Genomic DNA, 24247 nt, shown 5'->3' on the forward strand with positions numbered 1-24247 from the left:
GAGATGACTGATCAGGAGCTGACCTGGCGGGGCGTGGCGGCGCGGTGGGACCGGCAGCTGTTCGACCTGGTGGCCCGGCGGCACTGGCCGGGGGCCGACCGGGTGCTGCCGAGGCTCGGGCGGGCCGCGAACCACGGAGTGCTGTGGGGCGCGTCCGCCGCGGTGATCACCGTGGCCGGCTCGGCCCGGGCCCGCAGGGCCGCACTGCGCGGAGCCGCCTCGCTGGCGCTGGCGTCGGCGGCCATCAACACCGTCGGCAAGTGGACCGTGCGCCGGCCCCGGCCGCTGCTGGAGGGGGTGCCCGCCGCACGGCAGTTGGCGACCCAGCCCCGGACCACGTCGTTCCCGTCCGGGCACTCCGCGTCCGCGTTCGCGTTCACGGCCGGGCTGGCGCTGGAATCCCCCGGCTGGGGAGCGGTGCTCGTCCCCGTCGCGGTGTCCGTGGCGTTCTCCCGCGTGTACACCGGGGTGCACTACCCCTCGGACGTGGTCGCCGGGGCGGCCCTGGGGGTCGCTTCGGGGTTCCTCGTACGACGACTCGCGCGCGACGCGGAGGGGGCCCGCATCGTTCCGGGCAACGAGCGGACCGCCGCGGAGGCACCCGCGCTGCCGGACGGAGCCGGGCTCACGGTGGTGGTCAACGCCGGGTCCGGAACCGCCGCGGAGGCGGGGCTCGACGTGGTGCGCGCCCGGCTTCCCAAGGCCGAACTGGTCGAGTGCGAGGGCTCCGAGCTGCCCGCGGCACTGGCGGAGGCGGCCTCCCGGGCCACTGTGCTCGGGGTGTGCGGCGGTGACGGAACCATCGGTGCGGCCGCCGCGGCCGCACTGCGGGCGGGGGTGCCGCTGGCGGTGTTCCCCGGTGGGACGCTCAACCACTTCGCCCAGGACTTCGGCCTCACCGGCGCCGAGGACACCTGCCGCGCCCTCGCCGCGGGCCACGCGGTCCGGGTGAGCCTGGGCCGTTTCACCCCGGGCCCGGCCTCGTCCGGGGGCACACCGGGGTACTTCGTCAACACCTTCAGCATCGGCGCCTACCCGCTGCTGCTGAAGCACCGTCTGACGTGGGCGCCGCGCATCGGGAGCGCGGCCGCCGGGCTGCTGGCGGCCTGGCGGGTGCTGCGCGCGGAACACCCCGTACGGCTCCGGCTGGCCGGCCGGACCCGGAGCGTCTGGCTGCTGTTCGCGGGCAACGGCACGTACCACGGCACGGGCCCGGCCCCCCGCCGGCGCGACGGCCTGGGCGAGGGGCTGCTCGACGTGCGGCTCGCCTACGGCGGCGGCCGTCCCGGCCCCCGGCTCCTCGCGACCGCCATGGCGGGCCCGCTGACCCGGTCGCCCGTCCACACGGCCACCAGGCTGCGCACCCTGCGGATCGCGGACATCCCGAAGGGCACCGCGCTCGCCTACGACGGCGAGTACGCCCTGGCCCCGAGCGAGCTCGTTCTCGACTCCCTCCCGGACGCGCTGACCGTCTACCGCCCGCGCGCCTGACCCCCGCCCGCAATCGGACGAGCCGGCGGTGAACCGCCGGCTCGGCTCCGGGCATCGTGGAGCGACTAGTAGTAGTGGCGCCGGCCGCCCACCGTGTGTCCGACGGCACCGAGGACCCAGAGGATGAGCCCGATCACGACGAGGATGAGCCCGATGGTCCACAGGATCGAGATGCCGAGGAGCCAGCCGACGATCAACAGAATGATTCCGAGGATGATCATGTTGTTCTCCCGTCTCGCCCACCGCTCCTGCCCGGTTTCGGCGAGGGAATGCGCGCCGCGCATCCACCATGTGGCGGCGGATGCGCCCCCGTCCGAGGGACACGCCCTGTAGGTCTCGCGGGCCGGCGGGCACCCGGGGTCGACGATGGCCGGCGGCCGTACTTCGGCTGCCGGTCGCCGGGGTCCGGACGCTTGGGAGATCACGTGCACATCCTGCTCGCCGCCAGTGCCTTCAACAGCCTCACCCAGCGTGTCCACGCCGAGCTGAGGGATCACGGCCACAGCGTCACGGTCGAGCTCGTCCTCCCCGGTTCCTCCCTGTCCGAGGCCGTCAGCCGCCACCGGCCGGACCTCGTCGTGGCGCCGATGCTGAAGACGGCCGTCCCCCGTGAGGTCTGGTCGGCGCACACCTGCCTGATCGTCCATCCGGGTCCCGTGGGCGATCGGGGGCCCTCCTCGCTCGACTGGGCCGTCACCGAGGACGCGGAGCGGTGGGGCGTGACCGTCCTCCAGGCCGTCGAGGAGATGGACGCCGGCGACGTCTGGGCGTCCGTCGAATGCGCGCTCCCGCCCGTCGGCAAGAGCGACGTCTACCGCGGTGAGGTCGCCGACGCCGCGCTGGCCGCCGTCCTGCTGGCCGTCGACCGCTTCGCCTCCGGCACCCACGTCCCGCGGCGTCAGGAGACGGGCCGGGCGCGGCCCTACCTGCGCCAGGAGCAGCGCCGGATCGACTGGGCCCACGACACCACGGAGCAGGTGCTCCGCGCCCTGCGCGCCGCCGACTCGCAGCCGGGCGTCCTGGACGACCTGCCGGGCGGCCGCTGGTTCCTGCACGGCGGCCGGCGGGAGGACGGGCTCCGCGGCCGTCCCGGGGAGTTGCTGGCGACGAGGGCGGGGGCCGTCTGCCGGGCGACGGCCGACGGCGCCGTCTGGATCCCCGAACTGCGGGCCCGGCGCACGCCCTCGGGGCCGGCCCCCGTCAAGCTGCCGGCCGTCCTCGCCCTCGGCGACGCCCTGCCCCCGCTGCCCGAGGTCCCCGCGCCCGCGGAAGCCGGCCCGGAGGAGCGCGCGTGGTCGGACATCGGCTACCGCGAGGAGGGCGGGGCCGGGTTCCTGTCGTTCTCCTTCCCGGGCGGCGCGATGAGCACCGCGCACTGCCACCGGCTGCTGGCCGCCTACCGGGCGGCCTGTTCCCGCCCGACCTCGGTACTCGTCCTCGGGGGCGGCCGGGGCTTCTTCTCCAACGGCATCCACCTCGGCGTCATCGAGGCGGCCGACGACCCGGCCGCGGAGTCCTGGGCCAACATCAACGCCATGGACGACCTGGTGGAGGCCGTGCTGACCACCACCGACCGGCTCGTGGTGGCCGCCCTCGGCGGCAACGCCGCCGCCGGCGGGGCGATGCTCGCCCTGGCCGCCGACGAGGTCTGGTGCCGGGCGGGGGTGGTGCTCAACCCGCACTACCGGCTGATGGGGCTGTACGGCTCGGAGTACTGGACCTACACCCTGCCCCGCCGGGTCGGCGACGCCGCCGCGGAGCGTCTGACGGCCGAGGCCCTGCCGGTGAGCGCCGACGCCGCCCTGCGGATGGGGCTGATCGACCGTACGGTCCCCTGCGGCCCGCAGGAGTTCACGGCGCAGACGGTCCGGCTCGCGGTCCGCCTGGCGGCCTCGCCGGCCACGCAGTCCGCCATCGCCGGGAAGAAGGCGCGGCGCGACCGGGACGAGGCCGTCCGGCCGCTCGCCGCCTACCGGGAGGCGGAGCTGGCCCGGATGCGGGAGACGTTCTTCGACCCGCGGGCGCCGTACCACGCGCTGCGCCGCGCCTTCGCCCGCAAGGAGGCCCCGGACGGCACTCCTGCGCACCTGGCCCGGCCCGTGCCCGGACGGCACACGGCCCCGCGGGCCGCGCGGGGCGGGCCCGTCACTGGACCGGCCCTGCAAGACAGGGCACCGGGCCCCGCGGACTGTTAGCAAGAAGGGTGGGCCCACCCGCGCGAGCTCCCCCGGCCGCCCGGCCCGGGCCCCGACCATCCCCGCATCCGTCCCCAAGGAGCGCTCCTCATGGATGCAACAACCCCGAGCACGGTAGAGGACCCGCCGATCCACATCCTCTGGATCAACGCCGGACTGAGCTGCGACGGCGACTCGGTCTCCCTGACGGCGGCGATGCAGCCCAGCATCGAGGAGATCGTCACCGGCACGCTCCCGGGCCTGCCCAAGATCCAGGTGCACTGGCCGCTGATCGACTTCGAATGCGGCCCGGTGGGCGGCGCGGACACCTTCATCGAGTGGTTCTTCAAGGGCGAGCGGGGGGAGATCGACCCCTTCGTGCTCGTCGTGGAGGGGTCCATCCCCAACGAGAAGATCAAGCCCGAGGGCTACTGGTGCGGATTCGGCGACGACCCGGACACCGGCCAGCCCATCACCACCAGCGAGTGGATCGACCGGCTGGCGCCCAAGGCCCTCGCCGTGGTGGCGATCGGTACGTGCGCCACGTACGGCGGCATCCACGCGATGGAGGGCAACCCCACCGGCGCCATGGGCGTGCCCGACTACCTCGGCTGGAACTGGAAGTCGAAGGCCGGCATCCCGATCGTGTGCGTGCCGGGCTGCCCGATCCAGCCGGACAACTTCTCGGAGACCCTCACCTACCTGCTCTACCAGGCGGCGGGCTCCGCGCCGATGATCCCGCTCGACGACAAGCTGCGCCCGACCTGGCTGTTCGGCAACACCGTGCACGAGGGCTGCGACCGCGCCGGCTACTACGAGCAGGGCCAGTTCGCGCACACCTACGACTCCCCCAAGTGCCTGGTCAAGCTGGGCTGCTGGGGTCCCGTCGTCAAGTGCAACGTCCCCAAGCGCGGCTGGATGAACGGCATCGGCGGCTGCCCCAACGTGGGTGGCATCTGCATCGCCTGCACCATGCCCGGCTTCCCCGACAAGTTCATGCCGTTCATGGACGAGCCCCCCGGCGCCAAGGTGTCCGTCGCGGCCAGCGGCACGTACGGGGCGGTAATCCGCAAGCTCCGCTCGATCACGGCGCACACCGTGGACCAGGAGCCGAAGTGGCGCCGCACCGGCCGGAAGCTGACGACGGGCTACCGCCCGCCCTGGTGACCGGCCCGGACGCCTCACCACCCCGCTCATGAACTCCGCGCAGCACAGCAGCAAGAAGGGTCACGGCAGACAAGATGGCACCGAAGACGAACGCCGGCGGCGACGGCAGCGGCCTGGTGGAGATGGCCTGGGATCCGATCACCCGGATCGTGGGCAGTCTCGGCATTCACACGAAGATCGACTTCAAGCAGAAGCGGGTCGCGGAGTGCTACAGCACTTCCTCCGTCTTCCGCGGCTACAGCGTCTTCATGCGCGGCAAGGACCCCCGTGACGCGCACTTCATCACCAGCCGCATCTGCGGCATCTGCGGGGACAACCACGCCACGTGCTCCGTCTACGCGCAGAACATGGCCTACGGGGTGAAGCCTCCCCACCTCGCCGAGTGGATCATCAACCTCGGCGAGGCGGCGGAGTACATGTTCGACCACAACATCTTCCAGGAGAACCTGGTCGGGGTCGACTACTGCGAGAAGATGGTCCGCGAGACCAACCCGGGCGTCCTCGAACTGGCCGAACGCACCGAGGCCCCGCACGCCGGCGACCACGGCTACCGCACCATCGCCGACATCATGCGCTCCCTCAACCCCATCGAGGGCGAGTTCTACCGCGAGGCCCTCCAGGTCAGCCGCTACACGCGGGAGATGTTCTGCCTGATGGAGGGCCGCCACGTGCACCCCTCCACCCTCTACGCGGGCGGCGTCGGCACCATCGCCTCCGTCCAGCTCTTCACGGACTACACGAGCCGCCTCATGCGGTACGTGGAGTTCATGAAGCGCGTCGTCCCGCTGCACGACGACCTCTTCGACTTCTTCTACGAGGCGCTGCCCGGCTACGAGGAGGTCGGCCGGCGGCGCGTGCTGCTCGGCTGCTGGGGCGCGCTCAACGACCCCGAGTACTGCGACTTCACGTACGCCAACATGAGCAACTGGGGACGGAAGATGTTCGTCACCCCGGGTGTCGTCGTGGACGGCAAGTTGGTGACCAACGACCTCACCGACATCAACCTCGGCATCCGCATCCTGCTGGGCAGTTCGTACTACGACGACTGGGCGGGCCAGGAGAAGTTCGTCACCCACGACCCGCTCGGCAACCCGGTCGACGCCCGCCACCCGTGGAACCAGCACACCATTCCCGCCCCGCAGAAGCGGAACTTCGACGACAAGTACAGCTGGGTGATGTCGCCGCGCTGGTTCGACGGCAAGGACCACCTCGCGCTCGACACCGGCGGCGGCCCCATCGCCCGCCTGTGGTCCACCGCCCTGTCCGGGCTCGTGGACATCGGCTACGTCAAGGCCACCGGGCACAGCGTGGTCATCAACCTGCCGCGCACGATGACCAAGCCGGAGACCACCTTCGAGTGGAAGATCCCGCGGTGGAGCAACGCGCTGGAGCGCAACCGCGCCCGCACGTACTTCCAGGCGTACGCGGCCGCCGTCGCCCTGCACTGCGCCGAGAAGGGGCTGGCCGAGGTCCGCGCCGGGCGCACCCAGACCTGGGAGAAGTTCGAGGTGCCGAGCGAGTCCATCGGCGTCGGCTTCACCGAGGCCGTACGGGGCGTCCTGTCGCACCACATGGTGATCCGGGACGGCAAGATCGCCAACTACCACCCGTACCCGCCGACCCCGTGGAACGCGAGCACCCGCGACACCTTCGGCACTCCGGGACCGTACGAGGACGCCGTCCAGAACACCCCGATCTTCGAGGAGAACTCCCCGGAGAACTTCAAGGGCATCGACATCATGCGCGCCGTGCGCAGCTTCGACCCCTGTCTGCCCTGCGGCGTCCACATGTACGTCGGCGGCGGCAAGACGGTGAAGTCGATGCACGTGCCCACCGGCCTGAGCGGACTGGGCGGATGAGCGCGGCGACGGCAGGGACCCGGGAGACGGGTCTGCGGGTCGAGGAGGTCCTCGACCGGCTGGCCGGCTCCGGGGACCGGGAGGCCGCCGCGGCGGCCGAGGAACTGGTGCGCGTGCTCATGGAGTTCTACGGGTCCGGGCTGGCCCGGATCGTGGAGCGCCTCGGCGAGGACCCGGCCGGTTCCGCCGCCCTCGCCGGGCTGCTGGACGACGAGCTCGTCTCCGGTCTGCTCACCCTGCACGACCTGCACCCCGAGGACGTGCGCACCCGGATCGCCCGCGCGCTGGACGCCGTACGGGAACCGGTGGAGCAGGCCGGTTTCGAGGAGGCCACGGGCGTCCTGCGGCTGCGCTCCACGGCCTCGGCCGGGGGCTGCGGTTGCGGCAGCACCGCCGACGCGGTACGGCAGCGGGTCGAGGACGCCCTGGCCGCCTTCGCCCCCGAGGTGACCTCGGTGGAGCTGGCGCCCGCCGCCCCGCAGCCCGCGCTGCTGCAGATCGGCACCCGCCCGCAGACCCCGGCGCGCGTTCCGTGACCCCGCTCCACCCGCAGGCCGCACCCGCGCGCGGCCTGCGGCGCTTCACCGGCCCCCGGGCGCCGCGTCCGGAGACCTGCGAACTGTGCGGGGTGGCGGTGGCCGAGGACGCCCACCGCCACCTGGTGCAGACCGAGCAGCGGTCCCTGCTCTGCGCCTGCACGGCCTGCGCCCTGCTGTTCGACCGGCCGGGTACCGCCACCGGGCGGTACCGGGCCGTCCCGAACCGCTGTCTGGCGGATCCCGAGCACCCGTTGGACGAGGGCGCGTGGGAGGCGTTGCAGATCCCGGTCGGCGTCGCGTTCTTCTTCCGCAACGCCGCGCTGGACCGGCTCGTCGCCCTCTACCCGAGCCCGGCCGGGGCCACGGAGAGCGAACTCGACGCGGAGACCTGGCAGCGCGTCCTGGGAGCCGGCCGGCTGGCCGGACTCCTCGAACCCGACGTGGAGGCCCTGCTGTTGCGCCGCTCGGAGGGTCGGACCGAGTGCTACCTCGTACCGATCGACATGTGCTACGAGCTGGTGGGGCGGATGAGGCTGCTGTGGCAGGGCTTCGACGGCGGCGCGGAGGCCCGCGCCGCGTTGCAGGCCTTCTTCGAGGAGGTGCGGCGCCGGGCCGGTGTCACCTCCGCCGCCGTGTCCCCGGCGGCGGAGGGACGGCCGTGACCGACTTCGCCTTCACCTGCACCGGGGTCCGCTCCGACCCCTATGCCGCCGGCCCCACCCTCGTGTTCCGGCTCCGCGTCACCGCCACCGGGGCCGATCCCGGCGAAGCCGTCCGCGTCCACGCCCTGGCGCTGCGCTGCCAGTTGCGCATCGAACCGGCGCGGCGCGGCTACGGACCGGGCGAGGCCGCCGCACTCCACGACCTGTTCGGGGAGCGCTCCCGCTGGGGCAGTTCGCTCCAGCCCGTCCAGTTCGCGCACGTTCCGGTCATGGTCCCGAGCTTCACCGGGGAGACCGAGACCGAGGTGGCCGTGCCCTGCACGTACGACATGGACATCGCGGCGACCCGCTATTTCGACGCCCTGGAGGACGGTGAGGCGCCCCTGCTGATGCTCTTCTCCGGTACGGCGTTCACCGGCTCCGGCGGCTTCCGCGTAGAGCCGGTGCCCTGGGACCGCGAGGCCCCGATCCGGATGCCCGTGGCCGTGTGGCGGGAGATGATCGAGCAGCACTTCCCCGGCTGCGGCTGGCTGCGGCTGCCCCGCGACACCATGGCGGACCTGCTCGCCTTCCGCTCTCGCCACGCGCTGTCCTCCTGGGAGGCGACCGTACGGGCGCTGCTGGACTCCGCCGTGGACGCGCGGCCACCCACCGGGGCGGCCCCGGATCCCGCTGCCGCCGTGCCGGACCCGGTCCGGGGCGGCGGCGTACTGCAGCGCGTGATCGGGAGGCCCACGCCATGACCACCACGTCCCTGCCCGAGTCCCGCTTCGCCGTCGCCCGGCAGGTCGCCGACGCGGTCCTGTTCGAGGGGTACGTGCTGTACCCGTACCGGGCCTCGGCGGCCAAGAACCGGCTGCGCTGGCAGTTCGGCGTGCTGGTCCCGCCCGCGTGGGGCCCGGCGCACGACGAGCACTCGTTCCAGCGCACCGAGCTGATCATGGAGCCCCGCGGGGCGGCGACCCTCGCCGTCGAGCTGCGCTTCCTGCACGCGCAGCGGCGCACGGTCGAAGAGGCCCTCGGGGACGGTTCGTTCGCGGCCGTGCCCGAGCTGCACCTGCCCGACCGGGTACTGGTCCCCTGGGACGAGGGCACCGAGGAGCGCGTCGAAATGCGCGTGTCCGTAGCCGAGTTGACTGCCGGGGAGATCACCCTCGCCTTCGCCAGGCCCGCCCGTACGCAGACCGAGCCGGTCCGGGACGCCGACGGCCGCGAACGCGGCCGGCTGGTCCGGCGGACCGAACCGGTCGACGGGGTGGTGCGGCTGCACGCCACGGAACTCGACGGGCCCTACCGGGCGTTGAAGCTCACCGTCGTGGTGGAGAACACCAGCTCCTGGACTCCCGGGGAGGCGGCCTGCGCCGACCGCGACTCCGCCCTGCCCCGCTCGCTCGTCGCCTCCCACCTGCTGCTGGGCCTGAGCGCCGGTTCCTTCCTGTCGATGACCGACCCGCCCGAATGGGCCAAGGCGGCCGTCGCGGCCTGCGGGAACCGGCACACCTGGCCGGTGCTCGCCGGGGAATCCGGCCGGGCCGACGTGGTCCTCTCCTCTCCGATCATCCTGGAGGACCATCCCGCGATCGCGCCCGAGAGCGCCGGGGCCATGTACGACGCCACCGAGATCGACGAGATCCTCGCCCTGCGGACCGCCGCTCTGACCGAGCAGGAGAAGCGCGAGGCGCGCGGCACGGACGCGCGGGCCGCCGCCGTGATCGACCTGGCCGACAACATGCCCGCCGAGGTGCTGGAGCGCCTGCACGGAGCGGTCCGCGCGCTGCGGGAGATCACCGACCCCCGGCATCCCGTGCCCGCCGTCGTACCCGAATCCTTCGAGGACGACGCCGTGTTCAGGCCGGACACCCCCTGGTGGGACCCGGAGCACGCCGACGCCGCCGGCCCGGCCCCCGACCGGGTCCTGGTGGACGGGACGTCCGTGGGCCCGGGCAGCCGCGTGATCCTGCGTCCCGGCCTGCGGCGCACCGACGCGCAGGACCTGTTCCTCCAGGGCCGCACCGCCCGGGTGGAGACCGTCCTGCACGACGTCGACGGGGGCGTGCACCTCGCGGTCACCGTCGAGGGCGACCCGGGCGCCGACATCCGCCGGGAGCAGGGCCGGTTCCTGTACTTCCAGCCCGACGAGGTCACCCCCCTGGAGGACGTGTGAGCGCCCGGATCCTGGTGGCGGGCATCGGCAACGTCTTCCTCGGCGACGACGGCTTCGGCGTCGAGACCGTACGGCGGCTGTCGGTGCCCGGGAGCCGGCTGCCGGAGCACGTGGAGGTGGTGGACATCGGCGTGCGCGGTGTGCACCTGGCCTACCAGCTCCTGGACGGCTACGACACGCTGGTGCTGGTGGACGCCACCGCCCGCGGCGGCGCCCCCGGGACGCTGTACCTGATCGAGGCCGCCGAAACCGGATCGATCGCCCCGCAGGCCCCGGCGCTCGACGGGCACCAGATGTCGCCCGACGCGGTGCTGGCCCTGCTCGACACCCTGTGCGCGGGCACGGGCGGCACCCGGCCGCGGCGGATCCTCGTCGTCGGCTGCGAACCCTCCTGCCTGGAGGAGGGGATGGGCCTGAGCGACCCGGTGGCCGCCGCGGTGCCGGAGGCCGTGCGGATGGTGCTGGACCTGCTGGAGGACGACCGCACTGCGGCGCCAACCGATGCCGTCGCCAACTGAGGAGGAACCCCATGAAGAAGGTCATCGTCTTCGGCGTGGCCGCGGCCCTTGCCGCGGCGCTCGTCTCTGTCCTGCCCGACCTCAAGCGGTACATCGACATCAGTCGGAAGTGACCCCGCCCCGCCCGGCACCGGCCGGGCACCCGAACGGCTTACGGGCCGCACGGCGCGTCGGCGTGCCCGTGCGGTCCCTACGCCGTCTGCCGGTCTAATGAGGCCCGGCAGGACGGAGTCCCATGCACGAGATGTCGATCGCCATGGCCGTGGTCGGCCAGGTCGAGGAAGCCGCGCGGGCGGGCGGCGCGAGCGCGGTCACGTCGGTCCGGCTCCAGGTCGGCGAGCTGGCCGGAGTGGTGCCGGACGCGCTCGCCTTCTGTTTCGAACTGGCCTGCGCCGGAACGCTCCTGGAGGGCGCCGAGCTGGTGACGGAGCCCGTGGCGGCCCGCGCGCACTGCGGATCCTGCTCGGGCGACTGGGCCGTCGGCATGCCTCCGCGGCTGCTGTGCCCCGGCTGCGGCCTGGCCACGGAGGTCGAGCTCCGCTCCGGGCGCGAGCTGCAGATCACCGGCGTCCACTGGGAGGACGGCCCCGCCGGCCCCCCGGCCGGGCCCGTTCCGCCCGTTCCGCCCGTTCCGCCCGTCCGCGAACCGATCTCCGAGGAGCGCTGAACCATGTGCCGTGTGGTCGACCTGAAGGCGGCGGTCCTCGCCAAGAACGACTCCGCCGCGCAGCTCCTGCGCGGTGAACTCGGCGCCCGAGGAACGACGGTGGTCAACCTGCTGTCCAGCCCGGGCAGCGGGAAGACGGCGCTCCTGGAGGCCGAACTGGGCTTCGCCAGGGAGCGGGGGGTCCCGGTGGCCGCGCTGACGGCCGACCTGGCCACGGAGAACGACGCGGTACGGCTGGGGCGTTCGGGCGTACCCGTCAAGCAGGTGCTCACCGACGGGCTGTGCCACCTGGAGGCCCGGATGCTCGGGCGGCACCTGGACGGATGGCTCCCGGCCGACACCCGGCTGCTGTTCGTGGAGAACGTCGGCAACCTCGTCTGCCCGGCCTCGTACGACCTGGGGGAATCCCTGCGCGTCGTACTGGCCTCGGTGACCGAGGGCGAGGACAAGCCGCTCAAGTACCCCACGGCGTTCGGGACGGCCCACCTGGTGGTCGTGACGAAGACGGACATCGCCGGGGCCGTGGAGTTCGACGAGGCGGCCTTCCGAGCCAACGTGCAGCAGGTCAATCCCGGTGTGGAGGTGGTGTTGACCTCCGCCAAGGCGGGCGAGGGCGCGGGCGCGCTCCTGGACCGGGCGCTCGCGGTCGCCGACGGCCACCCGGTGCACGCACCGGTCATGGCACAGCAGCCCCTCCCGCACCACCATCACGACCACGAAGACCACGACCACGGGCACGACCACGAGCACGACGGCGATGACGGCCATGGCGGCCCTGACCACCACCACGGCCACGGGGCCGGTCCCGGGCACCTCCACCCCCGTCCGGCCGCGGCGCCGACCCGCTGATGGAGGCCGTGCAGCGCCGTCGGGTCCTGGTGCGCGGGGTGGTGCAGGGCGTCGGCTTCCGGCCGTACGTGTACACCCGCGCGACCGGACTCGGCCTCGCCGGGCACGTCACCAACACCCCCGAAGGCGTCGTCGCGGAGGTCGAGGGCGCTCCCGCCGCCGTGTCCGCGTTCTGCGACCGGCTCGCCGCGGACGCCCCGCCGCTGGCCGTCGTCGACGCCGTCGACCACTGCGAACTCCCCGTCGCGGGCGGCTCCGGCTTCACCATCGTCGCCTCCCGCTCCGGCGGACCGGCGCGCACGCTGGTCTCCCCCGACGTGGCCACCTGCGCCGACTGCCTGGCCGAGCTGGCGGATCCCGCCGACCGGCGCCACCGGCACCCCTTCATCACCTGCACCCACTGCGGCCCCCGCTTCACCATCGTCACCGGGCTTCCGTACGACCGGGCGCACACCACCATGGCCCGGTTCCCGATGTGCCCCGACTGCGCACGGGAGTACGCCGATCCCGCCGACCGGCGGTTCCACGCCCAGCCCGTGGCCTGCCCCGCCTGCGGGCCCCGGCTGCGCCTGCTCGCCGGGGCGCCGCCGCGCGAGGTGGAGGCGGCCGACCCGGTGTCCGGGGCCCGGCGGCTGCTGGCCGAGGGGGCGATCGTCGCGGTCAAGGGGCTCGGCGGCTACCACCTCGCCTGCGACGCCACCCTGCCCGGCGCGGTGGCCGAGCTGCGGCGCCGCAAGGCCCGCGGGGACAAACCGTTCGCCCTGATGGTCCGCGCCCTCGCCGACATCGAGTCCCTCGTGGAACTCGGCCCGGCCGAGCGGGAACTGCTCACCGGTCCCGTCCGGCCCATCGTCCTGCTGCGCCGCCGCCCGGCGGCGGACGGCCCGGCGGCCCCGCCGATCGCCGACGCCGTGGCCCCCCGCTCCCCCGACCTCGGGGTGATGCTCCCGTACACCCCCGTGCACCACCTGCTGCTCGGGCTGCCGGGCGACCCGCCCGGCCCCCGCCTGCTGGTGATGACCAGCGGCAACCTGTCGGGCGAGCCCATCGTCACGGACGACGCCGAGGCCCTGGAGCGCCTCGGGCACCTCGCCGACGCCTGGCTCACCCACGACCGCCCGATCCACGTGCCGTGCGACGACTCCGTGGTGCGGGTCTGCGACGGCGAGCCGCTGACCGTGCGCCGCTCGCGCGGCCACGCCCCGCTGCCCCTCGCGCTGCCGGCCTCCGTACCCGCGGCGCTCGCCACGGGAGGGGACCTCAAGAACGTCTTCTGCCTCGGCAAGGGCCGCAAGGCATGGCTGTCCGCGCACATCGGCGACATGGACGACCTGGCCACCCAGCAGGCCTTCGAAGGTGCCGAGCGGCAGTTGGAGTCGATCACCGGGGTGACGCCCGGGCTGCTCGCCGCCGACCGGCACCCCGGCTACCGCTCCGCGCGGTGGGCCGTGCGCAACGCGGGCGCCCGGCCCCTGGTCCGCGTACAGCACCACCACGCGCACGTCGCCTCGGCGATGGCCGAGCACGGCCTCGGCGGCGACCGGCGCGTGATCGGCATCGCCTTCGACGGCACGGGCTACGGGGACGACGGCGCGGTGTGGGGCGGCGAGACCCTGCTCGCCGACTACACCGGGTACACGCGTTTCGCGCACCTCGCCTACGTCCCCCTGCCGGGCGGCGACGCCACCGTGCGGCGCCCGTACCGGATGGCGCTGGCGCACCTGTGGGCCGCCGGCATCGACTGGTCCCCGGACCTGCCGCCCGTGCACGCCTGCCCGACCGATGAACTGCTGGTGCTGCGCCGCCAGTTGGAGCGGAACCTGAACTGCGTGCCCACCTCCGGCATGGGCCGCCTCTTCGACGCCGTGTCCTCACTGGCGGGGGTCTGCCACCACGCGGGGTACGAGGCCCAGGCCGCGATCGAGCTGGAGGCGGCCGCGATGGCGGCGGCGGACGGCGGCGGGCCCGCCTACCGGTTCGCGCTCGGCGCCCCCGAGGCGGGCACGGCCGACTCGGCCGACGCTCCCCCGCTGACCGCCGACCCGGGGCCCGTGCTGGCCGCGGTCGTGGCCGATCTGCGCGCGGGCACCCCGCCGCCGGTGATCTCGGCCCGGTTCCACGCCGCGGTCGCCGCCCTCGTCGGCGAGCTGTGCCTCGCGGCGCGCGGGCGACACGGCCTGGACACCGTCACCCTGACCGGCGGGGTCTTCGCGAACTCCGCTCTCTCGTCCGCCTGTTCCCGGCTGTTGCGGGAGCACGGCTTCACCGTACTGCGCCACCACCGGGTCCCCCCGAACGACGGGGGGCTGGCGCTCGGCCAGCTCATGGTGGCGGGCGCGACCGCGACCGCCGGCTGCGCCGACGGACACCCACAGCGAGGAGGAACCCATGTGCCTGGCGGTGCCCGGCAGAGTGATTGACATCGGGGAGCAGGACGGCACCCGGATGGCCACCGTGGACTTCGGGGGCGTGGTCAAGGAGGTGTGCCTGGAATACCTGCCGGACCTCCGGGTCGGCGAGTACGCCATCGTCCACGTCGGCTTCGCCCTCCAGCGCCTGGACGAGGAGTCGGCCAAGCAGACCCTCGACCTGTTCGCCCAGCTCGGCATGCTCCAGGAGGAGTTCGGCGACCCGTGGGAACGGGCCGCCGCGGAGGCCGGTGGTACCCCCTGGCCCTTCACCGACGACCCGGACGACGTCCCGCAGGAGGCGGCGCAGCAGTGAAGTACATCGACGAGTTCCAGGACCCCGCCCTCGCCAAGCGGCTGCTCGACGAGATCCACGCCACCGTGACCCGCCCCTGGGCGCTGATGGAGGTCTGCGGCGGCCAGACGCACACCATCATCCGGCACGGTATCGACCAACTCCTGCCCGAGCAGGTCGAATTGATCCACGGGCCGGGCTGCCCGGTGTGCGTGACGCCGCTGGAGGTCATCGACAAGGCCCTGGAGATCGCCTCCCGGCCCGAGGTGATCTTCTGCTCCTTCGGGGACATGCTCCGCGTGCCGGGGACCGGACGCGACCTCTTCCAGGTGCGCAGCGAGGGCGGCGACGTACGGGTCGTGTACTCCCCGCTCGACGCCCTGCGGATCGCCCGGCAGAACCCGGACCGCGAAGTGGTGTTCTTCGGCATCGGCTTCGAGACCACGGCGCCGCCCAACGCGATGACCGTGTACCAGGCGAAGAAGCTCGGCATCCGCAACTTCAGCCTGCTGGTGTCCCACGTCCGGGTGCCCCCGGCGATCGAGGCGATCATGACCTCGCCGAGCTGCCGGGTCCAGGGCTTCCTCGCCGCGGGGCACGTGTGCAGCGTGATGGGCACGGGCGAGTACCCCGATCTGGCCGCGCGGTACAAGGTCCCGATCGTGGTGACCGGTTTCGAGCCGCTGGACATCCTGGAGGGCGTACGGCGGGCCGTGCTCCAGCTCGAACGCGGCGAGCACACCGTCGACAACGCGTACGCCCGCGCCGTCCGCCCCGAGGGCAACCCGGCCGCGCTCGCGATGCTGGAGGACGTCTTCGAGGTCACCGACCGGGCCTGGCGCGGCATCGGCGTCATCCCCGCCAGCGGCTGGCGACTGTCGTCCCGCTACCGGGACCTCGACGCCGAACACCGCTTCTCGGTGACCGACATCGCCACGCGGGAGCCCGCCGAGTGCCGCGCCGGCGAGGTGCTCCAGGGCCTGCTCAAGCCGCACGAGTGCGAGGCCTTCGGCACCACCTGCACCCCGCGCACCCCGCTCGGCGCCACGATGGTCTCCAGCGAGGGCGCGTGCGCCGCGTACTACCTCTACCGGCGCCTGGACATCCCGAACGCCGCGAAGGCCCCGCTGGAGGCGAACCCCGTTGTCTGAGACCGCACTCGACGTCACCGGCTGGACCTGTCCGGCCCCCCTGCGCGACCGGCCCCGCGTGGTGATGGGCCACGGGGGCGGCGGCGCGCTCTCCGCCGAGCTGGTCGAGCACGTCTTCGCGCCCGCCTACGGAGGGGAGGTGCTCGGCCGGCTCGGGGACGCGGCCGCGCTGACCCTCGGCGGGGCCCGGCTGGCCTTCTCGACCGATTCGTACGTGGTGCGCCCGCTGTTCTTCCCCGGCGGCAGCATCGGCGACCTCGCGGTCAACGGCACGGTCAACGACCTGGCGATGAGCGGGGCCCGGGCCGCGTACCTGTCCTGCGGGTTCATCCTGGAGGAGGGCGTCGAGATGGCCACGGTGGCGCGCGTGGCCGGGGCGTTGGGCGCCGCCGCCCGCGCCGCCGGCGTCGAGGTGGCGACCGGCGACACCAAGGTCGTGGAGGCGGGCCACGGCGACGGGATCTACGTCAACACCGCGGGCATCGGCCTGATCCCGGACGGGGTGGACCTGCGCCCGCAGCGGGTCGTGCCGGGCGATGTCGTCATCGTCAGCGGTGAGATCGGCCTGCACGGCGTGGCGATCATGAGCGTCCGCGAGGGGCTCGGCTTCGGCGTGGAGATCGAGAGCGACTGCGCGGCGCTGGGCGGCCTCGTCCAGGCGATGCTCGCGGTCACGCCCGACCTCCACGTGCTGCGCGACCCCACCCGCGGGGGGCTCGCCGCCTCCCTCTGCGAGATCGCGGCCGCCTCGGGGACCGGGGTCGTCGTCCAGGAGGGCCGGGTCCCGGTCCCGGAACCCGTCCGCAACGCCTGCGCGATCCTCGGCCTGGACCCGTTCTACGTGGCCAACGAGGGCAAGCTGGTCGCCTTCGTACCCCGCGAGCACGCGGACGCCGTCCTCGACGCGATGCGCGCCCACCCGCTGGGCCGGCACGCGGCCGTGATCGGCGAGGCGGTCGAGGCCCACCCCGGCATGGTCGTGGCGCGGACGGGGCTCGGCGGGACGCGCGTGGTCGACCTGCCGATCGGGGAACAGCTGCCGCGGATCTGCTGACGCCCGCCGTCCGGCCCGGAGCGCCGGCCGACCGGCGGGGCGGCACCCTGCGGGGCTGTTCCCCTACCCGCCCTTCCTCCGTTCCCCTGGGCTCCGCCCCGGACCCCGGTCCTCAAACGCCGGACGGGCTGGAAAGTCCGGCCCCGCCGGCGTTTGAGGCGCGGGGTCCGGGGCGGAGCCCCGGCAACGGCGCTCAGCCGATGGTCAGCACGACCGGGCCGCCCCGCGGGTCGACCGCGGTCGTCCACGCCGGCGGCAGGCGCAGGGAGTGGGACGCGGAGACCCGGTCCATCACCCGTCGCCGCCACAGCTGTCGGCCATCCTGGCTCACCGTCACCACGGGGGCGGTCAGCGGCTCCCCGCTACGCAGCAGCAGCGGCCGCGTGGCGGCGGTGACCCGGTTCGGCATCACCCACAAGAGCGGGGCCCGGACCTCCAGCCGCGGGCCGGGCTGCGGCCAGGGGGCGCCGGCCAGGTGGGCCAGGACCGGGTCGGCCGCGGCGGCGCCCTCCGCCGCCGCGGTGGCCGCGCTCTCGATGCCGTGGAGGGCGTTGCCCACGGCGAAGACGCCCGGCCGCGCCGTGCGGAAGGAGGCGTCCACGCCGGGGCCCCTGGTGCCGGGGTCGAGCGGGACGCCGCCGCGGCGGGCCAGCTCGTGGTCGGGGATCCAGTCGCCGGTGAAGACCACGGTGTCGCAGGCGAGGACCCCGGACCGGCCGTCCCGGTGGCGGACGGCGACCCCGGTCAGCCGGCCCCGGCCGCGCAGTTCGCCGACCGTGGTCTCGGTGAGCAGCGGGACGCCCGGCACGGCGGTGGCGCGCGGGTGCTCGGTGACCATGGCCACCACGTCCGTGCCGGCCCGGCGCAGCGTGCCCACGGCGTGGCGGGCGACCGGCTCGGCGCCGACCACCACGGCCCGCCGCCCGACGGGCAGGCCGTAGTGGTGGACCGACTGCAGGAGCTCGCCGGTGGTCAGCACCCCCTGCGGGCGGGAGCCCGGCACCAGCCGGGCGCTGCGGGGGCGTTCCCGGGCGCCCGTGGCCAGGACGACGGCCCGGGCCGTGATCCGCTCCAGGCCCGCCGGGCTGGTGGTCTCCAGGGTGAGCGGGCCGGCCCAGCCGGTGGCGGTGACCCCGGTGCGGAGCGCGGCCCCGGCGGCGAGCGCGGTCCGCGCGGACCCGCGCGCGTACTCGGGACCCCGCAGCCAGGGGCGCGGGGGCCGGCCGAAGCCGCCGTGGTGGAGGTGGCGCGGCATGCCACCCGCCTCCGGCTCGCGTTCCAGGACCTCGACGCGTCCGGCGCCGGCACCCGCCAGCCGGGTGGCCAGGGCGAGCCCGGCGGGGCCGGCGCCGACGACCAGTACGTCGACGGTTCGGTCCGTACGGTTCACGCGCGTCCCTCCTCGAACAGCGCGCGGACGGCGGCCCCGCAGTGGAAGCCCTGGCAGCGGCCGCCCCTGGCGCGCGTGCGCCGGCGCAGGCCGTCCGGTGACCCGGGCGGGACGGTCGCGGCGAGCGCGTCGCGGATCTCCCCGCGGGTCACGCGCTCGCAGTGGCAGACGATGCGGCCGTACTCCGGGTCCGCCGCGATCATCGCGGCGTCCTGGTAGGGCCGGGGGAAGGCTTCGCCGAGGTTCGGCATCCGCACCGGCTCCAACTCCCGTGCGCCTGCAACCGGCAGGCCGCCTTCGGCGAGCAGCTCCACCACGTGGGCGGCGATCGCCATCGAGGCGGTCAGCCCGGTGGAGCGGATCCCGCCCACGGTCACGTACCGCTGCCCGGGGTGGGCCCGGATGGCGTAGTCCTCCTGCCCGGTGGCCGCGCGCAGCCCCGCGTACACGGCGGTGACCTCCTCGTCCAGGAGCGCCGGCAGGATCCGCCGGCCCTTCTCCCGCAGCAGCGCGAGGCCGTCGGCCGTCGACCCGGTGGCCGTCTTGTCCTCCAGGTCCTCGGCGGTCGGCCCGAGCATCACGTTCCCGTACACGGTCGGTGCGACCAGCACTCCCTTGCCCCGCTCGTCCGGCACGGGCAGCAGGATGTGGCGTACGAGGCCGCGGGCGAGCTCGTCGAAGACGATCAGCTGGCCGCGCCGGGGCGTCACGGTGAAGTCCTCGTGGCCCAGGAGCCGGTCGATCTCGTCGGCGTACAGGCCCGCCGCGTTGACCAGGTACCGGGTGCGCAGGGGGCCCCGGCCGGTGGCCAGCACGTGCGGTTCACCGGGCGCGACCGACCGCACCGGGCAGTTCAGGTGCAGGTCGACACCGGCCCGCACGGCCTGCGTCGCGTAGGCGAGGGTGGTCGTCCAGGGGCAGATGACGGCTTCGTCCGGCACGTGGAGGGCCCCCAGTACGCCGGGCCCGAGCTCCGGTTCGCGGGCCCGTACCTCGTCGGCCGCGAGGATCCGGGCCGACCGGTAGCCGTTGGCCACGGCCTTGTCGGCCAGCCCCGGGAGGGCGGCGAGCTGCCGCTCGTTCCAGGCGACGAGCAGGGCACCGAGCGGTTCCACCGGGATACCGCTGTCGGCCGCGTACGAGGCGAGCAGCCGCTGTCCCTCCCGGACGAGCCGGGACTCCAGGGATCCGGGCACCGCGTCGAAGCCGGTGTGCAGGATGGCGGTGTTGGCCTTGGAAGTGCCGTTGCCGACGTCGTCGGACGCGTCGACCAGGGCGATCCGCAGGGGGAGCCGGGCCAGTTCGCGGGCGATGGCCGAGCCGACCACGCCGGCGCCGACGACCGTCACGTCGTACGGGGATGTGCCGGGCAGCGGTCCCCGGGTGGTGACGGTCATGCCGGGCCGTCGAGCAGGGCGGACACGGCCGTCCGGAAGCGGGCTCGGCGCTCCGCGGCCTGTGCGGAGCCGGCGTTCGGCTCGTACACGGCGGAGGGCTTCCACTCGGGGACGGCCTCGGCGACGGTGAGCGAGGGGTCGAGCCCGAGCCGGGCGACCGCGCCGACGCCGAGGGCGGTGGCGTCCGGCAGCGCCGACACCTCGACGGGTATCTGCAACAGGTCGGCCTGTGCCTGCATGAGCAGGGCGGAGCGGGTCAGTCCGCCGTCGACGCGCAGGGCGGCCAGGGGCGCGCCCAGGTCGGCGGCGGCCGCGTCCGCGAGCTCGGCGACCTGCGCGGCGATGCCGTCGCACAAGGCGCGCACGAGGTGCCCGGCGGTCGTGTCGAGGCCGAGGCCGGTGACGGAACCCCGCAGGTCGCCCCGCCACCAGGGGGCGGCGAGCCCGGCGAGCGCGGGGACGAAGGTGACGCCGCCGGCGTCCGGGGCGGTCGCTCCCACGGTGTCGAGTTCGTGGGCGCCGGAGATCACGCCGAGGTCGGTGAGCCAGCGGACGGCGGACGCGGCCGTGTAGACCTGCCCGTCCAGGCAGTAGCTGGTCTCCCCGCCGAGCCGCCAGGCGACGCAGCCGACCAGTCCGGTGGTGCTGCGGCGGGGGCGCGGGCCGGTCTGCGCGAGGAGGAACGCCCCGGTGCCGTAAGTGCACTTGGCGGTGCCGGGCTCGGTGACGCGCTGGGCGAGCAGGGCGGCCTGCTGGTCGACGAGCAGGCCGGTCAGCGGGAGCGGGGGGCCGAACGCGGTCGTGGTGCCGATGTGCGCGTCGGCGTCGACGACTTCGGGCAGCCGCTCGCCGGTGAGGCCGAAGACGTCGAGCGCGGCGGGCGACCAGTCGACGGTGTCGAGGTCGAGGAGCTGGGTGCGGCCCGCGGTGGCCGCGTCGGTGACGAAGGCGCCGGTGAGCCGGTGCACCAGCCATGCGTCGCTGGTCGTCACCACGCCCTGCCGGGTCAGGCCACGGCGTATCCAGGCCATCTTCGGCGCGGCGAAGTACGGGTCGAGCGGCAGGCCCGTCCGCTCCCGCAAGAGTGCGGCGTGCGGGGCGAGTTCCGTGCACAGCCCCTCGGCGCGGCGGTCCTGCCAGACGATCGCGTCGGTCAGCGGCTCACCGCTCGCCGGGTCCCAGGCGAGTACGGTCTCGCCCTGGTTGGCCAGGCCGACCGCCACCACCGGCTCGCCGGCCGCCGCCAGGGCGGCGCGGCCCGCGTCGACGACCGAGTCCAGCAGCTCACGGGGGTCGACCTCGACCCGGCCGCCCGGCAGGTAGGCGGGCCGCACGGGAGCGGAGGCGGAGCCGATGACTCCTCGGTCGGGACAGATGACGAGGGCCTTCGTTCCCGACGTTCCCTGGTCCACAGCGAGCACAGGGCCCGTCATCTCGACTCCGTCCCTCATGTCCACCGGCTCGTCCGTCGGCCTGTCCGTCGGCTGCCCGTCGGCTGTCCGTCGGTCGGAAGACTTCACCAGGGGGACGCCGGCCGTCAAGATCGGCACGGACCGTCCACGGAACGACTGACGAGATCTCACATGCTGGATGTGGCTTGATAGTTGCATTCCGAAAAGAACCGTGATGCGAACGCGCAATGTCGCTCTATAGTGATCGCCGATTACCCGGCGCGACGGCACTTTGCGATGCGAGGACCCATGACCACCACCGACGCAAGACGCGCCCGCCCCCGCCACCCGTCGACCGGGACGAGGTGATGGCGGGCAGCGACTTCCGGCCCGTCTACCATCCCGCGGGCCACGACAACGAGCTCCGTGTCGCCGTGCAGGACCTGCGCACCGGCCGCTGGGTGTCGATGGCCCAGTTACTGGACCGGACGGACGGCTGGGGTCTGTGGACCCAGCGCACCCAGGTGCTCGCCGCCGTCGCCGCCGGTTCGGACGTGGTCCAGGCGTGGCGCGCCGAGGAACCCCGCAGCGTCGCCGCCTCCGTCATGCACACCCGTGTCGCCGTCGAACGCGCCGTCCGGGCCCACCGCGCACGGCACCCCCGCACCCACCAACTGTGGCAGGAGGCGTGGCTGGCCTGCCGGGACGCCGCCGAGATCAGCCCCGACGACCCCGTGCCCTGGGTCTGCCTGCTCGCCCTCGCCCTCCTCGACGACCAGCGGTCGATGGACGAGCACCGGCTCGCGCCGCCCGTCCTGATGCTGCCCCCCGGCCCCTGGGGCATCCTCGCGCAGGCCGACAAGCGCGACCCGCACAACCGCGAGGCGTACCACCGGATGCTCCAGTTCGTGTGCACGGGCACCCCCGGACCGCTCACGGAAGCCGCCAACTTCGTGCAATGGGCGGCCGATTCCGCGCCGACCGGGTCCGCCGTCCACGCCCTGCCGCTCTATCTGAACGTCGAGCGCTACCGCCGTGAACGCGGCCAGGAGAAGGCACTCGACCTCCACTGGGTGAGCGACGGCGCGCTCCGTGACGCCGGGCACGCACTGGACACCTGGTTCCGCCACGCCGATCTGCGCCGTGCCTCGCCGCTCGACCTGAACCATCTCGCCCACGCCCTGTGGGGAGCCAACCGGTTCGGCGAGGCGACCCAGGTCTTCGACGCGGTCGGCCGGTACTGGACCACCCTGCCGTGGGCCTACCGGACCCGCGACCCGGCCGACCAGGAACTGGCCGCGGAGGTCTTCCTGCGGGCCAGGTCCCGCAGCCTGGCCGACCGCGGCTGATCCTCCCTCCCGCGGCCCGCTCGCCGCGGCCCCGACACCCCCACCCCCCGCTCATCGTCCCCGCGTTCCACGAACCCCCCGGAGGTACCCCGCCATGTCCAGAACCGCGCCGACCGTCCGCCAGGACAGCGTGGCCCCACCCCGGCACGACGAGGAGGAACGGCTCAGGGAGCTCGGCTACCAGCCCGTCCTCGCCCGCCGGATGGGCGGCTTCGGCAACTTCGCCATCAGCTTCTCCGTCATATCCGTCCTGTCCGGCTGCATGACCCTCTACGGCTTCGGCCTGGGCACCGGCGGTCCGGCCGTGATGCTGTGGGGCTGGGCCGGCGTCGGTCTCTTCGTGCTCTGCGTGGGTCTCGCCCTCGCCGAGGTGACCAGCGCCTACCCCACCTCCGGGGCGCTCTACTACATGGCCGACCGGCTCGGCGGACGCCGCTGGGGCTGGTACACGGGCTGGCTCAACCTGCTCGGCCTGCTCGGCGCCATCGCCGGCATCGACTACGGCGCCGCCCTGTTCACCGGCGCCTTCCTCAACCTCCAGTTCGGCTTCGTGCCCACCCCGGGAACGACCTTCCTGATCTTCCTGGCCATCCTGCTGCTGCACGCCGTGCTCAACCTCTTCGGCGTCCGCCTCGTCAGCGTCCTGAACTCCGTCAGCGTCTGGTGGCACCTCGGCGGCGTCGCGCTCATCGTCGGCGCCCTGGCCTTCGTCCCCGACCACCACCAGTCGGCCTCGTTCGTCTTCACCGAGTTCGTCAACGACACCGGCTGGGCGAACCCGTTCTACGTGGCCGCGGTCGGCCTGCTGCTCGCCCAGTACACCTTCTCCGGCTACGACGCCTCCGCGCACCTGTCGGAGGAAACCTCGAACGCCTCGGTGGCCGCCGCCAAGGGCATCGTCCGCTCCATCTGGGCCTCGTGGCTGGCCGGGTTCGCGCTGCTGGCGGGCCTCACCTTCGCCATCCAGGACTACGCGGCCGTCGCGGGCACCGCCACCGGTGTCCCGCCGGCGCAGATCTTCCTCGACGCCCTGGGTGCCGGGGGCGCCAAGGCCCTGCTGCTCGTCGTGATCGTCGCGCAGCTCTTCTGCGGCAACGCCGAGGTCGCCGCCGCCAGCCGGATGGTCTTCGCGTTCAGCCGTGACAACGCGCTGCCCGGCTCCGCCCTGTGGCGCAAGGTCAGCGGCCGCACCCAGACGCCGGTCCCGGCCGTGTGGCTCGCGGTCGCCGTCGCGGGCGTCCTGGCGCTGCCCTCGCTCTACTCCGCCACCGCCTACGGGGCCGTGACCGCGATCAACGTCATCGGCATCACCCCGGCCTACGCCATCCCGATCTACCTGCGCCTGCGCGCCGGCGACCGCTTCCGGCCCGGCCCGTGGAGCCTGGGCCGCTGGAGCAAGCCGATCGGCTGGATCGCCGTCGTCTGGGTCGCCGTCGTCACCGTCCTGTTCTGCCTGCCGCAGAAGTCGCCGGTCACCATCGACACCATGAACTACGCGGTGATCGCCCTGGCAGTGGTCCTGCTCCTTGCCAGCGCGTGGTGGTACGTCGCCCGGCGCTCGTACGGGACCCCGGCCGCGTACGGCAACGCCCGTGAGCAGGCCGAGATCGCCGAAGGCATCGTCTGAGCACCCCGCGCCGGGCGCGGCGCCCCCCCGCGGGCGCCCCCCCCCCCGGGGGGTTGTGCACCCCCGCCCAAGTACAACCCGGAGGACAAATACGC

At 74.0% G+C, this 24247-nt stretch carries 22 protein-coding genes; 18 read left to right on the forward strand and 4 right to left on the reverse strand.

What is annotated here, in order from left to right:
• Window positions 1–3 precede the first annotated feature (3 nt).
• Window positions 4–1491 (forward strand): bifunctional phosphatase PAP2/diacylglycerol kinase family protein, encoded by a 1488-nt coding sequence (locus ACIQ5Y_RS24825; protein WP_403884405.1) that lies wholly within the window; start codon window positions 4–6, stop codon window positions 1489–1491.
• Between the two features lie 65 nt (window positions 1492–1556).
• Here ACIQ5Y_RS24825 and ACIQ5Y_RS24830 read toward each other — a convergent pair whose 3' ends face one another.
• Entirely contained in the window at window positions 1557–1712 is a 156-nt protein-coding gene (locus ACIQ5Y_RS24830; protein ID WP_403884407.1) for a DUF6131 family protein, read from the reverse strand.
• 204 nt (window positions 1713–1916) lie between these two features.
• On the opposite strand from ACIQ5Y_RS24830, the gene ACIQ5Y_RS24835 reads away from it, so the two are divergent.
• The 15 genes from ACIQ5Y_RS24835 to hypE all read left to right on the forward strand — a co-directional run bounded on the left by ACIQ5Y_RS24835 (window position 1917) and on the right by hypE (window position 16998).
• The gene (locus ACIQ5Y_RS24835) at window positions 1917–3686 is read left to right on the forward strand and encodes an enoyl-CoA hydratase-related protein (RefSeq protein WP_403884409.1); all 1770 of its coding nucleotides are present in this window, start codon (window positions 1917–1919) and stop codon (window positions 3684–3686) included.
• A gap of 90 nt (window positions 3687–3776) precedes the next feature.
• Complete coding sequence (locus tag ACIQ5Y_RS24840) at window positions 3777–4832, forward strand: hydrogenase expression protein HypE (RefSeq protein WP_403884411.1); 1056 nt, start codon at window positions 3777–3779, stop codon at window positions 4830–4832.
• A gap of 74 nt (window positions 4833–4906) precedes the next feature.
• Window positions 4907–6691 carry a nickel-dependent hydrogenase large subunit gene (locus tag ACIQ5Y_RS24845; RefSeq protein ID WP_403884414.1) on the forward strand — a complete coding sequence of 595 codons (1785 nt, stop codon included), beginning with the start codon at window positions 4907–4909 and terminating at the stop codon, window positions 6689–6691.
• Window positions 6688–7227: a hypothetical protein gene (locus ACIQ5Y_RS24850; protein ID WP_403884417.1), complete on the forward strand. Its 540-nt coding sequence runs from the start codon at window positions 6688–6690 to the stop codon at window positions 7225–7227. The genes ACIQ5Y_RS24845 and ACIQ5Y_RS24850 overlap by 4 nt, the downstream gene beginning before the upstream one ends.
• A complete protein-coding gene (locus tag ACIQ5Y_RS24855) occupies window positions 7224–7892 on the forward strand; it encodes a DUF5947 family protein (RefSeq protein ID WP_403884420.1) in 669 nt (222 codons plus the stop codon). Before ACIQ5Y_RS24850 ends, ACIQ5Y_RS24855 begins: the two co-directional genes overlap by 4 nt.
• Window positions 7889–8635 carry a DUF6084 family protein gene (locus ACIQ5Y_RS24860; RefSeq protein ID WP_403884422.1) on the forward strand — a complete coding sequence of 249 codons (747 nt, stop codon included), beginning with the start codon at window positions 7889–7891 and terminating at the stop codon, window positions 8633–8635. The genes ACIQ5Y_RS24855 and ACIQ5Y_RS24860 overlap by 4 nt, the downstream gene beginning before the upstream one ends.
• Entirely contained in the window at window positions 8632–10056 is a 1425-nt protein-coding gene (locus tag ACIQ5Y_RS24865; RefSeq protein ID WP_403884425.1) for a hypothetical protein, read from the forward strand. The genes ACIQ5Y_RS24860 and ACIQ5Y_RS24865 overlap by 4 nt, the downstream gene beginning before the upstream one ends.
• A complete protein-coding gene (locus ACIQ5Y_RS24870; protein ID WP_403884428.1) occupies window positions 10053–10574 on the forward strand; it encodes a hydrogenase maturation protease in 522 nt (173 codons plus the stop codon). Before ACIQ5Y_RS24865 ends, ACIQ5Y_RS24870 begins: the two co-directional genes overlap by 4 nt.
• 11 nt (window positions 10575–10585) lie before the next feature.
• Window positions 10586–10687, forward strand: a complete 102-nt coding sequence (locus ACIQ5Y_RS24875) for a DUF6893 family small protein (protein WP_403884431.1) — start codon at window positions 10586–10588, stop codon at window positions 10685–10687.
• Between the two features lie 122 nt (window positions 10688–10809).
• On the forward strand, window positions 10810–11241 hold the full coding sequence (locus tag ACIQ5Y_RS24880) for a hydrogenase maturation nickel metallochaperone HypA (protein ID WP_403884434.1): 432 nt from the start codon (window positions 10810–10812) through the stop codon (window positions 11239–11241).
• Window positions 11242–11244: 3 nt separating this feature from the next.
• Complete coding sequence (gene hypB, locus ACIQ5Y_RS24885) at window positions 11245–12090, forward strand: hydrogenase nickel incorporation protein HypB (protein WP_403884437.1); 846 nt, start codon at window positions 11245–11247, stop codon at window positions 12088–12090.
• Window positions 12090–14510, forward strand: coding sequence for a carbamoyltransferase HypF (gene hypF, locus ACIQ5Y_RS24890; RefSeq protein WP_403884440.1), 2421 nt, complete (start codon window positions 12090–12092; stop codon window positions 14508–14510). The genes hypB and hypF overlap by 1 nt, the downstream gene beginning before the upstream one ends.
• Window positions 14479–14814: a HypC/HybG/HupF family hydrogenase formation chaperone gene (locus tag ACIQ5Y_RS24895; RefSeq protein WP_403884443.1), complete on the forward strand. Its 336-nt coding sequence runs from the start codon at window positions 14479–14481 to the stop codon at window positions 14812–14814. Before hypF ends, ACIQ5Y_RS24895 begins: the two co-directional genes overlap by 32 nt.
• Window positions 14811–15944, forward strand: a complete 1134-nt coding sequence (gene hypD / locus ACIQ5Y_RS24900) for a hydrogenase formation protein HypD (RefSeq protein WP_403884446.1) — start codon at window positions 14811–14813, stop codon at window positions 15942–15944. The genes ACIQ5Y_RS24895 and hypD overlap by 4 nt, the downstream gene beginning before the upstream one ends.
• The gene (hypE, locus tag ACIQ5Y_RS24905) at window positions 15937–16998 is read left to right on the forward strand and encodes a hydrogenase expression/formation protein HypE (RefSeq protein ID WP_403884449.1); all 1062 of its coding nucleotides are present in this window, start codon (window positions 15937–15939) and stop codon (window positions 16996–16998) included. Before hypD ends, hypE begins: the two co-directional genes overlap by 8 nt.
• Window positions 16999–17191: 193 nt before the next feature.
• On the opposite strand, the gene ACIQ5Y_RS24910 is transcribed toward hypE, so the two are convergent.
• Genes ACIQ5Y_RS24910 through ACIQ5Y_RS24920 form a run of 3 tightly spaced genes read right to left on the reverse strand, consistent with a single transcriptional unit; the run spans window position 17192 to window position 21218 of the window.
• Window positions 17192–18388 (reverse strand): NAD(P)/FAD-dependent oxidoreductase, encoded by a 1197-nt coding sequence (locus ACIQ5Y_RS24910; RefSeq protein WP_403884452.1) that lies wholly within the window; start codon window positions 18386–18388, stop codon window positions 17192–17194.
• Window positions 18385–19785, reverse strand: coding sequence for an FAD-dependent oxidoreductase (locus tag ACIQ5Y_RS24915; RefSeq protein ID WP_403884455.1), 1401 nt, complete (start codon window positions 19783–19785; stop codon window positions 18385–18387). The genes ACIQ5Y_RS24910 and ACIQ5Y_RS24915 overlap by 4 nt, the downstream gene beginning before the upstream one ends.
• Window positions 19782–21218 (reverse strand): FGGY family carbohydrate kinase, encoded by a 1437-nt coding sequence (locus ACIQ5Y_RS24920; RefSeq protein WP_403884458.1) that lies wholly within the window; start codon window positions 21216–21218, stop codon window positions 19782–19784. Before ACIQ5Y_RS24920 ends, ACIQ5Y_RS24915 begins: the two co-directional genes overlap by 4 nt.
• A gap of 326 nt (window positions 21219–21544) precedes the next feature.
• Here ACIQ5Y_RS24920 and ACIQ5Y_RS24925 point away from each other — a divergent pair, with 326 nt between their 5' ends.
• Both ACIQ5Y_RS24925 and ACIQ5Y_RS24930 read left to right on the forward strand, forming a co-directional pair.
• Complete coding sequence (locus ACIQ5Y_RS24925) at window positions 21545–22525, forward strand: hypothetical protein (protein ID WP_403884461.1); 981 nt, start codon at window positions 21545–21547, stop codon at window positions 22523–22525.
• Window positions 22526–22619: 94 nt separating this feature from the next.
• Entirely contained in the window at window positions 22620–24152 is a 1533-nt protein-coding gene (locus ACIQ5Y_RS24930) for an amino acid permease (protein WP_403884463.1), read from the forward strand.
• The last annotated feature ends 95 nt before the right edge of the window (window positions 24153–24247 follow it).

This window comes from Streptomyces sp. NPDC096339 (assembly GCF_044762985.1).
Classification (GTDB): domain Bacteria; phylum Actinomycetota; class Actinomycetes; order Streptomycetales; family Streptomycetaceae; genus Streptomyces.